Raw genomic sequence first — 13091 nt, 5'->3', positions numbered from 1 at the left:
TTGAGGTAATGCGATGCGGTTTGTGCCGACTTCTGCGCGCGAGTGGTGGCGTCTTGTCCGCAACACTGTTCGCTTCTACCGGAGTGAGCGCGTGTCGGGGAGCCTCAAATTTGGGGTTCTGGCCGTATGTGCCGCTTATTTGCTGCTGCCCACCGACTTCATCACCGACTTGATTCCAGGGCTGGGGCAGCTCGACGATCTGGCGATCATCGCCCTGATTCACCTGATGGCCGTCTCCTGGTCTGAGCGCCGCTACGCGCTGGGGGAGGCTGACCATACGCTCATCGACGCTGACGGCTCTGCTCGATAAGGGCAATCAACACTCCAGCGGCACGGGCAGGTTCGATGTCCGTAAGCCACAGCAGGTTGTCGTCGTGGCGGTGGCGGTAGAGCCAGCCGCCCACGGTCTGCACCTCGTCTAGATCCTGCTGGGGCAGGGCAAACAGCGGGCTGGGGAGCGGTTGATCTTCGTAGTCGGCCACCAGCGTCTCCAAGAGCTTTTGGCGCAATGGCTCGCTGTCGAGCTTGCCCGGAAGGTGATCGATCCGGCTCAGGCGGCCCTGGCGAATCCAGAAGAGTTCGACGCTGCCGGGTGTCTGCGGCGGGCCAGGATGAACGGCGACCGCATCGAGGCGCACCCGCTCGCGCAGGTAGCCCTGGTGGGCCAGAAAGTGCTTGAGCGCCTGCCAGCGATCGCGCCAGCGGGCCGCCTGCTCAAAGTCCTCGCGTTCGGCGGCCCGCTGCATCTGCGCTTCAAAGCGGGCCAGTAGCGCTTCGCCCCCCTCGCCGCGCAACAGAGCGCGCAACTGCTCGACTTGTCGGCGGTATTCTGTCTGTACCCTGTCAGTGCGGCAGGGACCGAGGCAGCGGCCCAGCTGATCGAGCAAACAGCCGTGCTGGAGGGCAGAAAAATCCCGGCAGGTGCGCAGGCCCAGGTTGGCTGAGAGCAACTCCGCCAGTTCGCTCACAAAATGTCCCTGGTTGTAGGGGCCGTAGTACTCCGCTCCGTCGCCTGCGAGGACGCGGGTAAGGTGCAGGCGCGGATACTCCTCCTGCACGCTCAAGCGCAAAAATGGGTACTGGCGGTAGCGCTTTTGGGCGCAGTTAAAAGGCGGCAGGTGCTGGCGGATAAGGCGGCCCTCCAGCAGGAGCGCCGCCAGTTCTGAGCCAGTCAAGAGCACCTCGACTACCCGCGCCTCGAACTTGAGCCGCCCGGTCTGGCGGGAGTGGCCGCCGCCCTGGCGCAGGTAGGAGCGCACGCGGGTGCGCAGATGAACGGATTTGCCGATGTAAAGCAGCCGACCGGCCCCATCGAGGAACCGGTAGACCCCCGGCAGATCGGGCAGATCTTCGATCCGCTCGATCGGAACCGACAACCAGGACTGCATGGCTCGAAGATAGCCCGGCACCTATCAAAAAGGGGACCGCCCAGCTTCTATTTTGAGCGCTTCAGAAGCCAGACTGCTCAAACCAGCCCCAAAAAGTGCAGCACGCCCTTGCCCGTGGCCACCTCGATGAGCAGAGCGGCAGCAAAGCCGATCATCGCCAGCCGACCGTTGAGCAACTCGGCATAGGGCGTAAAGCCAAACTGGGGCCTGGTAGAAGAAGTGAAATCGTCGTTCATCGCCGGACTCCCGTTGCTAGACAGCAAAGTAAAGAAACATTACGAACAATGCGATCATAGTACACAAAACTTTATTTGAGAAGCGTACTGGTGGTCCCCGCGTCCTAGAATGGGTCTATCGTCAGTGGCCAGTTTTATGCAGGAAAGACTTCTTGCCGCCCTTGCCTCCCAGCGCTCGGCGGTCGATTATCTCGAAATTCGCCTCGAACAGAGCGAGGCGACGGCGGTTGCTTTTCGGGGCAGGCGTCTTGAAGCCATCGACCGCAGCTTTGATCTGGCGGGAGGGATCCGGGCCTGTCATCGGGGGGGCTGGAGCTTTGTCACCTTCAACAATCTCGATGAGCTGCAAAGCCGGGTGGCGGAGGCCGTCAGCCAGGCAAAGCTCGTCGGCGATGAATCGACCGAACTGGCGGCAGTCGAGCCTGTCACCGCTACGGTGCGGGTAGCACTCGGGCGCGACCCGCGTGGGGTAAGCCTGGCTCATAAGCGCGAACTGCTTGAGCATTACAACCGGCTATTACTGGAGGCCGATCCGCGCATTCAGACGACGGCGACGAGTTTGAGCGACCGGCTGCGCACCGTCTGGTTCGTCAACTCCACAGGCACAATTCTCGAACAGGAGCGCCTCGATGTGACGGGCCGCTTTGGCGTCATTGCCCGCGACGGGAGCACGATTCGCCAGGGCTTCGAGTCGGTCCACTCGCGCACCGACTTTGACGCGCTGGTGGGTATCGAGGAGCGGGTGCTGGGTGCCGCCGGGCGCGCCCTTCGCCAGCTAGAAGCAAAGCCGATCCCAGCCGGTACCTATCAGGTGGTACTCGATCCATACCTGGCCGGGGTGTTCATCCACGAGGCGTTTGGTCATCTTTCTGAAGCGGACTTTATCTACGAAAATCCGCGCATGCAGCAGTTGCTCGAGCGCGGCAGGCCGATCGCCATCTCGGCCCTCAATGTCGTAGACGACGGCACCGTCACTGGCCAGCCCGGCACGATCGCCTACGACGACGAGGGCGTACCGACGCGGCGCAAGTACCTGATCAAAGACGGCGTTCTTACCGAGCGCCTGCACAACCGCGAGACCGCCGGTAAGCTGGGCGAAGCACCGACCGGCAATGCCCGCGCCCTGGGAGGCACCTATCCGCCCCTGGTACGGATGACCAACACCGGCATCCTGGCCGGGGACACTTCCTTTGAGCAGATGATCGCTGACATCGATGAGGGCGTGTACGCGGTGCGGATGTTGGGAGGGCAGACCAACGGCGAGATGTTCACCTTCGCTGCCGCCGAAGGTTTTATGATCCGCAACGGCAAAATCGCCGAACCCGTAAGTGACATTACCCTCACGGGCAATGTTTTTCAGACCCTTACCGATATCGAGGCCATCGGCAGCGATCAAGTCTGGCTTTCGGGCGGTTGCGGCAAGGGTGGGCAATCGCCCTTGCCAGTGGCGGTGGGTGGCCCGCATCTGCGCCTCCGCAATGTCGTCATCGGTGGTCGCTAGACCACCTCTAGCGCCAGAGCTGAGCTGGGTAGCTCATAAAAAGCGGGCAGTCCGGCTCGTCAGCTTGAATAGATAACCGCATCAGGAGCCATCCCAGGACAACCAGCAACGAGCGGGCCCGTCCCATAGTCGATGCGCCATCCCGATGGGCGAGGGCAGGACGATTCACCGGGGAAAGAAGACGCAGGAATACATGTCTATATATTAGGGCGCAGAGCGCGCCAGAGGGCTTGTCCCTGGGCTGGGATCGCCGAAGCGAGCGGTGATCCCCGTTTTTTGGAAGTTGTTAATTTTCTAGAAGACGACCAGCGATTGGTGTAGTGCGATACATTGATGCGCTAACCTGTTAACAGAACATTTCGAGCTACACCTACCTTTATGAACTTTCAAGACATTGTCCTGGCGCTGCATCATTTTTGGGAGGCGCAGGGATGTCTGATCGTTCAGCCCTACGACCTCGAAAAAGGAGCGGGTACCTTCAGCCCGCACACTTTTTTGCGGGCTTTGGGACCGGAACCCTGGAATGTTGCCTATATTGAGCCCTGCCGCCGGCCCACCGATGGTCGTTACGCGCAGAATCCCAATCGTCTGCAACATTACTACCAGTATCAGGTGTTGATGAAGCCTTCTCCTGCCAATATTCAAGAGCTATATTTGCAGTCGCTGCGCGTTCTTGGAGTGCATCCCGAGCAACACGACATTCGGTTTGTCGAGGACAACTGGGAGTCGCCGACGCTTGGAGCCTGGGGAGTAGGTTGGGAGGTCTGGCTCGATGGAATGGAGGTGACGCAGTTCACCTATTTCCAGCAGTGTGGAGGTATCGATTGCCGTCCGGTTTCTATCGAAATCACCTACGGTATCGAGCGGCTTGCTATGTACCTGCAGGGAGTGGATTCAGTTTATGACATCGCCTGGGGACCGGGCCTGAGCTATGGCCAGGTCTACCGCGAGAGCGAGATCGAAAACTGCACCTATAATTTCGAGTACTCCAACCCGGAATTGTTGTTTACTCTCTTCAGGTTGTACGAGCAGGAGGCCACTGCCCTCGTCGAGCGCAAACTCGTCTTTCCTGCTCTCGACTATGTTCTCAAGTGTTCGCACGCATTCAACCTGCTGGATGCGCGCGGTGTGATCGCTGTCACCGAGCGGACTGGCTATATTGGCCGGATTCGCCAGTTGGCCAGGCGAATCGCCCAAACCTATGCAAAGCAAAGAGAAGCACTGGGCTTCCCGTTGCTAAGCAACGTCTGACGTTATACCTGCTTTTAGGAGTTTCCATGGTCGCTCATTACCGCCAAGATCGCGTATCGATCTTTATCGATGGCAACAACATGTTCTATGCTCAGCGCTCGAACGGCTGGTTTTTTGACCCGCGCAAGGTGCTCGAGTATTTCAATCGCCACGAAGCGCTCGTCAACGCTTTCTGGTATACCGGTATTCGCGATCCCCAGGACCAGCGCGGATTTCGCGACGCTCTGATTGCGATGGGATTTACGGTTCGAGAAAAATTTCTTAAAGAATACTACGACCGGCTTTCGGGCGAGATGACACAAAAAGCCAATCTTGACATCGAAATTGTCGTCGATATGTTCAATACGGTTGGCCAGTACAACCATGCCGTCCTCTTCAGTGGCGACGGCGATTTTGAGCGGGCTGTCGAGCTGTTGCGCTCGAAGGATACCCGGATTACCGTCGTCTCCACCGAGGGTATGATCGCCCGCGAGTTGCGCAATGCCGCCGATCGCTACATAGACCTCAACGACCTGCGGCCCTTCATCGAAAAGACGATCGAGAGCCGGGCGCTCTCCGGTGGGCCGATTGCCGCCAATTCTTCGAGTGGCAGCGGTCCGATCTCCCGCTACCAGGTTTCAGCAAATACGCCCGATGGCTGAGGTCTAGGATTCAGGGGCGGTGAGCAGCGGCGATTCGGGCTGCTCACCGCCTCCGGAGGGTTCTATCTCCTCGCGCACCACCATCAGATCCACCTGCTGGCGGTAGTAGTCGATGCCCTTGACTTTGACTTTGACCAGATCGCCTATCTGGAAGCGGCGGCGGCTGCGGCGACCGACCAGGGCCGGTTCACGGGCCTGGTAGGTGTACCAGTCGTCTTTGAGGCCGCTCACATGCACCAGACCTTCGACGAAGGGCTCCTCGACGGCGACAAAGAAGCCGTAGGATTGGACCCCGGTAATCAATCCCCGCAGCGGTTCGCCCTCGGTGCTCAGGCGGCCAATCCGCTCGAAACCTTCGAGATCGGCCAGAGCCTGACGGATCTGCTGGGTGCGGGTATTGAGGTGAGCAATCCAGCCGGGGATCGCTTCTTCCCAATCTTTTTGTTGTTTGGGTTTGAGCACGGGCCAATCGATCAACCCCTGGCAGCTTGAAGCGCGCAGATCGACACTCACCTTGCTGCGTGGGGTCTTGCGGTCGCGGCCCTCGGTGAGAACCTGAACCAGCAGCCGCTGAATCAACAGATCGGCGTAGCGCTGGAGGGGCCGGGCCCAGGGGGCGACAGCGGTACTGTTGCGCTCGAAGTAGGGCTGCGGTTCTGCACTGAGCTGGGCTGCGGGCAGCGTGGCGCGCAGCAGTTCCACCAGGGTGGGGCCGCTCGGATGGGCCGCCGCTGCCTCAAGCCAGCGGCGGTAGTGCTGCCCATCCAGTTCGAGGGGAGCCTCCGCCTCCGGCACCTCCAGCCCGCAGGCCCGGCCCAGCCGCAACCAGTCGAGAACCTCGGTGCCCTCCGGGGCCGCCTGCCAGGCAAAGGGCCCTTTGAGGTGCAGGTGAGCCAGGTGCTGGCCCACCAGCGATTCGAGCAACTCGACGAAGATCTGCGGACTGTTGGGGGCGGCGAGGGGAGCGACGCCTTGGGCAGTGAGGGCAGCCGCAACCTGCCGATGGTCCTCGGCGAGCCCATCCAGCTGGGTGCGCACCTGAACGAGCGAGCGGGTCCAGCGATAAGTACGCACCTGCGCCTGGGCGTCGAGCGTAACGATTACCGACCAGCTTTCGCGATCGACCCCCGGCAGCAGAGCAGCGCGCTCACCGAGGGCTGCGGGCCAGAGCGGCAGCGGCTGCCCACGCAACTGGGCAGCGAAGGCGCGCCGGTAGCCTTCTAGATCGATAGGAGAACCAGCCGCGACAAAGGCCGCAATATCGCTGGTGTGTAGTCCCAGTTGCCAGCCTGTGTCCTCGCGCACCAGCGACAGGGCAAAATCCCTGCCCGTCTCAGCAAAGCAGACGAGCGGAAGGGAGCGCAGATCTTCGCGGCCTGTGCTGTCGGGCGGCAGGGCAGCGGCCTCGGCAGCTACCGCCACCAGGGCCGGGTCAAAACCGAACTGCAGGTGGTAGCGGCTCGCCACCAGATCGAGATCGACCGTCGGATCGTTGGCGCTGCCCAGTACGCGCAGAAGGCGGCTTTTGGCCGGGCGGCGTCCGAGGGGGTAGCGAACGATCTGCACCTCGACGATCTGATCGGCGGCCAGTTCGGCTTTGGGAGCCTCGACCAGCTCAAGCAGATTGCCCAGCCGATCGTCGAGGGGCAGCACCATCAGCAGTTTGTCGTCAACTGCCAGCCGCCCGACCAGCGTCGAGTTGGCCCGCTCGGTGACCAGAACCACCTCACCTTCCGGTTTGCGGCGGCGCGACGCTTTTTTGAGCAGGCGGACGAGCACCCGGTCGCCGTTCCAGGCATTTTTGAGCCCGCCTTCGACGACAAAAATTTCTTCACTCTCCGGCCCATCGGGCGTCACAAAGCAAAAGCCCTTCGAGCTGCAGCGCAGCCGCCCGGCGATGATCTCGTCGTTAAAGACCAGGCGGTAGCGCCCCTGGGTCTTTTCGACGAGATTGACCTTTTCTAAGGCATCGAGCGCCAGCTGCAACTGCTCACCCGCCTCCGCCTGTTCAATAGCCAGCTTCTGCTGCAGAACCTTCGGCGCTACCGAGCGCTCCGGTGACAGCAGATCCAGCAAATCCTGTACAGAAAATTGCATGCCCATACCCCGTTGACTGATCCCTGCTGCGTTGCTCAGGCACCCCGCACTGCCGGCCCGGATTGCACCACAGAGGAATGCCGCCGATAGTGCTCGAGCGACATCGCGTTTATACTAACTTTTTGACCCTGAAAGTAGGCATTTTGTCGAATAGCGTCCCTTTTAAACTGGGTGCATGGGCATCGAGGTTCAGGTCCACCGCCAGCTTCTAAAACTGCTCCGCTCGGAGCCGCCCTCAGCTGCCTGGCCGCACCAGCTCACGATGGGCCGGCTGGTGGCGCGTGCCCTGTCCCAGGGCCGCTCGACTCTCGTGCAGGTGAGCGGTTCGGGCGAACACCGGCTGAGCTATCTGCTGCCTGCCCTTGCCGCCGAGGAGTCGGTGGTTATCTGCGCCTGCGAGCGCATCCAGCAACAGTTACTTGAAGTCGATCTGCCGCTCCTGCGCCGTCACGTCGCCGCGCACAAGCCGATCGGTAGCGGCGATCGCTGGCCCGCACCCGACTGGAAGGGCGTGCTCCTCAGCGACCCGCTGGATTTTTTGCGCGACCGGCTGATGGGCGGAAGCGCCTTTCCTCGGGGTATCCCGGTGCTCTTCGACGGGGCGCACCAGCTTGAGCAGTGGACAACCGAAGTGCTCTCAGTCCGCATCGAACCCGCTGACTGGGACAGTCTTGGCGAGGACGACCCTTCACAGGCAGAAGGCTGGCTGGACTGGCGGGTCGGTCTGGTCCGTCAACTTATCGCCCAATCCAGCGACCGCATTGCCCTCGATGCCGCCCGTCTGGCTGATCTGAGGCGGTATCTGGATAGTGCTGGCCTTCCGGAAGGAGCCTGGAGCGCCTTTAGAAGCGCCCTCGCCCGCAAGGGCGAAGTGCAGTGGGTCCAGTACTACCGCGAGAGCAACCAGTTCAGCCTGGTGAGTTCCCCGATCGACCTGGCCAGTCCCCTCCAGCAGGCACTCTGGCCCGGGCAACCGGTGGTAATTATCGGCGAAGCGCTCGATCCGGCCCGTGAGGCGACCACCTTTCGGACCCGCCTGGGGCTGCAGGAGATGACCTGCCTGCGCTTCCCAGCCGATCCACGGGAACAGGAAGTGTTGCTCTACCTACCGACGGAGATGGGCGATCCGACCTCGCCCCTCTATGCCCAGACAATCGAGCCGATGCTCGCCGAGCTGACAGCGATCTCCGCCGGTCTGCTCGTGGTCCTGTTGCCCGACAACCAGTTGCGCTCGCACCTGAGCGCTCGTCTGGCTTCCCAGTTTGGTTCGCGCATCGGCGTCAACCGCCGCGAGCCCCAGGCCAACGGCGTCGTGCTCTGCAGCTGGGAATTTTGGGAGGCGCACCACGAGCAGATTGGGGTACCGACTACCCTGGCTGTCGGCGTGCTGCCTTTTCCCAGGCTCGACGATCCCCTGGTGGCAGCCCGCGTCCAGTGGCTCAAGGCCCAGCGCCGGGACTGGTTCCGCGAGTATCTGCTGCCTGTGACCATCGGCAGGCTCCAGCGCGGGATCAGCCCCTTGCGCCATACCCAGGGGCTGGTGGCCCTGCTCGACAGCCGGATCAACAACCGCAGCTACGGCGCTCTGTTGCTCGACGCGCTCACCCCAGCCCGCCGGTTGCGCTACCTGGAATAAAACGCCTTACTTTGGCTCAGTCGGGGTGGCGTTGTCCGGGTAAGGACGATCTTTGGTGTTGTTGGTCTGGTTGCTGGCAGGGGGAGTGCTCGCCGGATTGGTGGTCTGGTTGTCCGTAGGCGAACCCATTGCCGGGCCGGTGCGGTTGGTGGTGGCTGCAGGCTCGGTGCCACTCGAATTGGGTGTCATCGGCTTGTTCATCATCGACTTATCCATCGAGCCTGCGACGCGACCGCTCGAAATATCGGCGGCCATCCGCTCGTGCTTCTGAACCACCGGCAGGACCTTGCGGGCGAAGGCTTTGGTGTCGGCGTCCCTGCCGGTGCGCAGGTAGCGCGAGAAAAGCGCCTCGGTGTCGCTGTGAGCCTTTTGCTGGCCCTGCATGTAGGCGCGGTCGAACTGCTCGCCCGACAGGCCCGACAGCTTGTCGTAGAGGGCCTGCTGCTTGGGAGCCAATTCAGCCGCGAGCGTCACGTTCTTGCGCTCGGCAATCGGCTTCAGCTCGCTGCTCGACTTGGTGTGCTCGTCGATCATCCGCTGGGCAAAATCGCGCACGGCGCTGTTTTGACTCTTATCGAGCGCCAGTTGGCTGGTTTTGATCTCGGTCATGTCGCTCTGGGCAGCCTGGACCATAAATTTGGCATCGACCGGGCTGACTTTGACCTGGCCGGTCTGGGGGTTCATTGCCTTTTGCGCAAACACAGCCGGTGTGCCCGCAAGCAGCAAACTGGCCGCCAGAGTGGCAGCTATCGTCTTGCCGTTCATCTGCAATACTCCTTGTTTCGGCTGAAAATTCGCCGAACGTCATCTCTACCCTTCCTTGTACAAAAGCTCCTACGGCGAATCATCCGCCTTTAGACGGGACTCGGCCCAATCCCGCCACGTCCACTGCCTCTGTACTACACTCGGGTTGCCGTTTTGATCTGGCTATGTTTGCTGTTTCATCCGTAAGCTGGCAGCAGTGCCAGCAGGAACTGTACTACGTGCGTCGCCTGGTCTTTATCGAAGAGCAGGCCGTCCCGGCAGAAATCGAAATCGACGGGTGGGACGAGCTGAGCATCCACGTCCTCGCCCGCGATCTGGGTGGTGAACCCATCGGCTGCGGACGGCTCCTGCCCGATGGCCACATTGGCCGGATGGCTGTCCTGCCTGCGTGGCGGGGGCAGGGCGTCGGTCGGGCGCTGCTCGATTGCCTGCTGGATCTGGCCCAAAAAGCCGGGATCGAGACGGTCCACCTGAGTGCTCAGGTCCACGCCATTCCCTTCTATCTCAAGGCGGGCTTCGTTCCCTACGGCGACATCTACGACGAGGCCGGTATCCCCCACCGGGCGATGCACAAAATTCATTCAAAATAATACGCTCGCACTACATCGTGTTACAGTGGTGCTGATGCGTGGACGTTCCCCCGATGCCTTTTGAAAAGCTCGACCTCTCAGCGGCTGCCCCGGTCTTTTCCTGGGCCAACCATCCGCTGGCCGAAAACGAAGCGCGCATGGCGGCCAACGTTGCCTCCTTGCCCTTCGTCTTCAAGCACGTCGCGCTGATGCCCGACGTTCACCTGGGTAAGGGTGCCCTGGTGGGTTCTGTCCTTGCTACCCGCGATGCAATTATTCCGGCGGCTGTGGGGGTCGATGTGGGTTGCGGGACGGTCGCCCTCAAGACGCCTTTTGTAGGCGATCAACTGGAGGGCAAGCTCAAGCAGATTCGCCTCGACATCGAGAAGATGATCCCGGTCGGGATGGCCGAAAATGCCCAAGTCGAGTCCGAAGTCACCCACTGGAGCGGCTGGCGGTCGTTTTCTGCTCTCCATCCGGGTGTGCAGCGCTGCGAACAAAAAGCGCTCAAGCAGGCGGGTTCGCTCGGGGGCGGCAACCACTTCATCGAGATTTGCGTCGATACCGAGCAGGCGGTCTGGCTGATGTTGCACTCCGGCTCGCGGGGTATCGGCAACCTGCTTGCCCAGCGCCACATCGATACGGCGCGGGATCTGGCGAAGCTCGCTCAGATGCACCTGCCCGACCCGGATCTCGCTTACTTTGTGAGCAACACTCCCGAGTTCGACGCCTACTGGCACGATCTGCAGTGGGCGCAGGACTACGCCCGCTTCAACCGGGAGATCATGATGGCGCGCCTGAAGCGGGTGGTCGAAAAGCAACTGGCTGGGGGCCGCCCCTTCAAGCCGCTGCTCATGGTCAACTGCCACCACAACTACGCCGAGCGGGAAGTCCACTACGGCGAGAAAGTCTACGTCACCCGCAAGGGAGCGGTGCGCGCCCAACAGGGCGATCTGGGCATCATTCCCGGTTCGATGGGTGCAAAGTCCTTCATCGTGCGCGGCAAGGGCAACCGCGAGAGCTACTGCTCCTGTGCCCACGGAGCGGGCCGGCTGATGTCGCGCCATCGCGCCAAGCAGACCTTCAGCCTCGACGACTTTATAGCCCAGACGGCGGGGGTCGAGTGCCGCAAGGATACTGGCTTGATCGACGAGATCCCCGGCGCTTACAAGCCCATCGACGGGGTGATGGCCCAGCAAAGCGATCTCGTCGAGGTCGTCGCCACCCTCAAGCAAGTCGTCTGCGTCAAGGGTTGAGCCTACTTGCCGGCTTTTTGCTTTTGTTTTTGCTTTTCTTTGGCCCGCTTCTCGGCAGCTCTGGCTGCCTCGCGGGCTTTTTTTTCGGCGAGGGCTTTTTGCTCAGCCTCGGCGGCTTTTTTTTCGAGGTAGTACTCGTAGTCGCCGTCGTAAGTATATAGTTCGCCCTCGCGAATTTCGACGATCTTGGTGGCGACGCGCTCGATGAAGTAGCGGTCGTGGGAGACGATCACCGCCGTGCCGTCGTAGCTCACCAGAGCCTCTTCGAGCATTTCTTTGCTGGGAATATCGAGGTGGTTGGTCGGCTCATCTAATAGTAAAAAGTTCGAGGGCCGCAGGAGCAGGCGGGCCAGAGCCAGGCGCGACTTTTCACCGCCGGAGAGGGCACTCACCTTTTTGAAGACCGTATCGCCACTGAATAAAAAGCGGCCCAGCATCGTGCGCACCTGCTCGTCGGTGAGTTGGGGCGCTTCGTCGTGCAGGGTGGCGAGGGCGGACTTGCCCATGTCGAGAATCTCGGCCTGGTGCTGGGCGTAGTAGCCCGCAATCACGTTGTGGCCCATCGCAATCGTACCGGCGGTAGGCTCTTCCTCAAGGGCCAGCAGCCTGAGCAGGGTCGATTTACCGGCACCGTTGGGACCGAGTAGGGCGATGCGGTCGCCTCTTTGAATTTCGAGGTCCGCACCGAGAAAGACAATCTCACCGCCGTACTCCAGCGACAGGTCGCGCACGCACATCACCTGCTTGCCGCTCGCCGGAGCCGGGGCAAAGCGAAAGCGCAGGGTGCGCTCCCGGCTCAGGGGAGCCTCGACCCGTTCGATCTTTTCGAGCTGTTTTTCGCGGCTTTTGGCCTGGGTGCTGCGGGTCGCCGAGGCGCGAAAGCGCTCGATAAAGACCTGCTGGCGCTCCAGTTCGCGCTGCTGGCGCTCGTAGGCCGAAAGCTGGGCCTCCTCGCGCTCGGCTTTTGCCTGCTGGTAGAAGCTGTAGTTGCCGCTGTAGGTCGCAGCCACTCCCCGCTCGACCTCGACGATCTTGGTGACGACCCGATCGAGAAAGCGGCGGTCGTGGGAGACGATTACCATTGCCCGATTGAGGCTTCTCAGATACTTTTCGAGCCACTCGATCGTCTCAAGATCGAGGTGGTTGGTGGGTTCGTCTAAAAGCAGAACGTCCGGCTCAGCCAGGAGCAGCTTGCCCAGGCCGATGCGCATCTGCCAGCCGCCGCTGAAGGTCTCCACCGCCCGATCCCCTTCGGCGTCGCCAAAACCCAGTTCCGGCAGCAACTTTTCGACCTTGCTGATGAGAATCGAACCGTCCAGCGCCTCGAAGCGGTCCTGCAGGCGGTCAATTTTTTTGAGCAGTCGGGTGAGTTCAGCCTCGGGCGCGCCGTCGGCGGTGGCGAGGGCAAGTTGGGCTTCACCCAGTTCGTGCTGGACGGCGTGGGCTTCTTCAAAGACCGAAAGCAGCTCCTCGCGCACGCTCTGGCCCGGCGTCACCATAAATTCCTGGGCAAGGTAAGCAATTTTGATCTGGCTGGGGCGAATCACCTGGCCTGTGGTCGGCTCCTCCAATCCGAGCAGCATCTTGATCTGGGTCGATTTGCCGGCACCGTTGGCCCCGACAAGACCGATGCGCTCGCCCGGCAGCACCTCCCAGGTGCAGTCTTTGAGCACTTCGCCGGTGGGATAGATCTTACTGACCGATTCGAGTCTGAGCACAGCGTATGGACTCCGCCAACTTTTCTCAGTGTA

12 protein-coding genes are annotated in these 13091 nt (G+C 61.4%); 7 read left to right on the top strand and 5 right to left on the bottom strand.

The annotated features are described in order from the left end of the window. Window positions 1-22: 22 nt before the first annotated feature. A complete protein-coding gene (locus GKIL_RS20375) occupies window positions 23-310 on the top strand; it encodes a YkvA family protein (protein ID WP_223173791.1) in 288 nt (95 codons plus the stop codon). Here GKIL_RS20375 and GKIL_RS20370 read toward each other — a convergent pair. Both GKIL_RS20370 and GKIL_RS23930 read right to left on the bottom strand, forming a co-directional pair. Further along, window positions 282-1388 carry a UvrB/UvrC motif-containing protein gene (locus tag GKIL_RS20370; protein WP_023175765.1) on the bottom strand — a complete coding sequence of 369 codons (1107 nt, stop codon included), beginning with the start codon at window positions 1386-1388 and terminating at the stop codon, window positions 282-284. The genes GKIL_RS20375 and GKIL_RS20370 overlap by 29 nt on opposite strands. A 77-nt stretch (window positions 1389-1465) precedes the next feature. Next, entirely contained in the window at window positions 1466-1624 is a 159-nt protein-coding gene (locus tag GKIL_RS23930) for a chlorophyll a/b-binding protein (protein ID WP_023175764.1), read from the bottom strand. A 136-nt stretch (window positions 1625-1760) separates the two neighbouring features. On the opposite strand from GKIL_RS23930, the gene GKIL_RS20360 reads away from it, so the two are divergent. The 3 genes from GKIL_RS20360 to GKIL_RS20350 all read left to right on the top strand — a co-directional run bounded on the left by GKIL_RS20360 (window position 1761) and on the right by GKIL_RS20350 (window position 5017). Continuing rightward, on the top strand, window positions 1761-3125 hold the full coding sequence (locus GKIL_RS20360; protein ID WP_041244104.1) for a TldD/PmbA family protein: 1365 nt from the start codon (window positions 1761-1763) through the stop codon (window positions 3123-3125). A 378-nt stretch (window positions 3126-3503) separates the two neighbouring features. Beyond that, window positions 3504-4376, top strand: a complete 873-nt coding sequence (gene glyQ, locus GKIL_RS20355) for a glycine--tRNA ligase subunit alpha (RefSeq protein ID WP_023175762.1) — start codon at window positions 3504-3506, stop codon at window positions 4374-4376. Between the two features lie 26 nt (window positions 4377-4402). Next, window positions 4403-5017, top strand: coding sequence for a LabA-like NYN domain-containing protein (locus GKIL_RS20350; protein WP_023175761.1), 615 nt, complete (start codon window positions 4403-4405; stop codon window positions 5015-5017). 3 nt (window positions 5018-5020) lie between these two features. Here the strand turns inward: GKIL_RS20350 and GKIL_RS20345 are convergent, their stop codons facing one another. Then, on the bottom strand, window positions 5021-7114 hold the full coding sequence (locus tag GKIL_RS20345; RefSeq protein ID WP_187293851.1) for an RNB domain-containing ribonuclease: 2094 nt from the start codon (window positions 7112-7114) through the stop codon (window positions 5021-5023). 175 nt (window positions 7115-7289) lie between these two features. Here GKIL_RS20345 and GKIL_RS20340 point away from each other — a divergent pair, with 175 nt between their 5' ends. Continuing rightward, complete coding sequence (locus GKIL_RS20340) at window positions 7290-8750, top strand: helicase C-terminal domain-containing protein (RefSeq protein WP_023175758.1); 1461 nt, start codon at window positions 7290-7292, stop codon at window positions 8748-8750. A 6-nt stretch (window positions 8751-8756) separates the two neighbouring features. Here GKIL_RS20340 and GKIL_RS23070 read toward each other — a convergent pair whose 3' ends face one another. Continuing rightward, on the bottom strand, window positions 8757-9515 hold the full coding sequence (locus GKIL_RS23070; RefSeq protein ID WP_023175756.1) for a DUF4142 domain-containing protein: 759 nt from the start codon (window positions 9513-9515) through the stop codon (window positions 8757-8759). A gap of 164 nt (window positions 9516-9679) precedes the next feature. Here GKIL_RS23070 and GKIL_RS20330 point away from each other — a divergent pair, with 164 nt between their 5' ends. Further along, window positions 9680-10105 carry a GNAT family N-acetyltransferase gene (locus GKIL_RS20330; protein WP_023175755.1) on the top strand — a complete coding sequence of 142 codons (426 nt, stop codon included), beginning with the start codon at window positions 9680-9682 and terminating at the stop codon, window positions 10103-10105. A gap of 53 nt (window positions 10106-10158) precedes the next feature. After that, window positions 10159-11340: an RtcB family protein gene (locus tag GKIL_RS20325; protein ID WP_023175754.1), complete on the top strand. Its 1182-nt coding sequence runs from the start codon at window positions 10159-10161 to the stop codon at window positions 11338-11340. A gap of 2 nt (window positions 11341-11342) precedes the next feature. Here the strand turns inward: GKIL_RS20325 and GKIL_RS20320 are convergent, their stop codons facing one another. Continuing rightward, window positions 11343-13058 carry an ABC-F family ATP-binding cassette domain-containing protein gene (locus GKIL_RS20320; protein WP_023175753.1) on the bottom strand — a complete coding sequence of 572 codons (1716 nt, stop codon included), beginning with the start codon at window positions 13056-13058 and terminating at the stop codon, window positions 11343-11345. Window positions 13059-13091 lie beyond the last annotated feature (33 nt).

It is taken from the genome of Gloeobacter kilaueensis JS1 (assembly GCF_000484535.1).
GTDB classification, from domain to species: domain Bacteria; phylum Cyanobacteriota; class Cyanobacteriia; order Gloeobacterales; family Gloeobacteraceae; genus Gloeobacter; species Gloeobacter kilaueensis.
This window is presented reverse-complemented; position numbering and strand designations above follow the sequence as displayed.

Excerpts from the sequence above, each read along its gene's own strand:
- GKIL_RS20370 (WP_023175765.1), bottom strand. The coding sequence starts at position 1,388 with ATGCAGTCCTGGTTGTCGGTTCCGATCGAGCGGATCGAAGATCTGCCC.
- GKIL_RS23930 (WP_023175764.1), bottom strand. The coding sequence starts at position 1,624 with ATGAACGACGATTTCACTTCTTCTACCAGGCCCCAGTTTGGCTTTACG.
- GKIL_RS20360 (WP_041244104.1), top strand. The coding sequence starts at position 1,761 with ATGCAGGAAAGACTTCTTGCCGCCCTTGCCTCCCAGCGCTCGGCGGTC.
- glyQ (WP_023175762.1), top strand. The coding sequence starts at position 3,504 with ATGAACTTTCAAGACATTGTCCTGGCGCTGCATCATTTTTGGGAGGCG.
- GKIL_RS20350 (WP_023175761.1), top strand. The coding sequence starts at position 4,403 with ATGGTCGCTCATTACCGCCAAGATCGCGTATCGATCTTTATCGATGGC.
- GKIL_RS20345 (WP_187293851.1), bottom strand. The coding sequence starts at position 7,114 with ATGCAATTTTCTGTACAGGATTTGCTGGATCTGCTGTCACCGGAGCGC.
- GKIL_RS20340 (WP_023175758.1), top strand. The coding sequence starts at position 7,290 with ATGGGCATCGAGGTTCAGGTCCACCGCCAGCTTCTAAAACTGCTCCGC.
- GKIL_RS23070 (WP_023175756.1), bottom strand. The coding sequence starts at position 9,515 with ATGAACGGCAAGACGATAGCTGCCACTCTGGCGGCCAGTTTGCTGCTT.
- GKIL_RS20330 (WP_023175755.1), top strand. The coding sequence starts at position 9,680 with ATGTTTGCTGTTTCATCCGTAAGCTGGCAGCAGTGCCAGCAGGAACTG.
- GKIL_RS20325 (WP_023175754.1), top strand. The coding sequence starts at position 10,159 with ATGCCTTTTGAAAAGCTCGACCTCTCAGCGGCTGCCCCGGTCTTTTCC.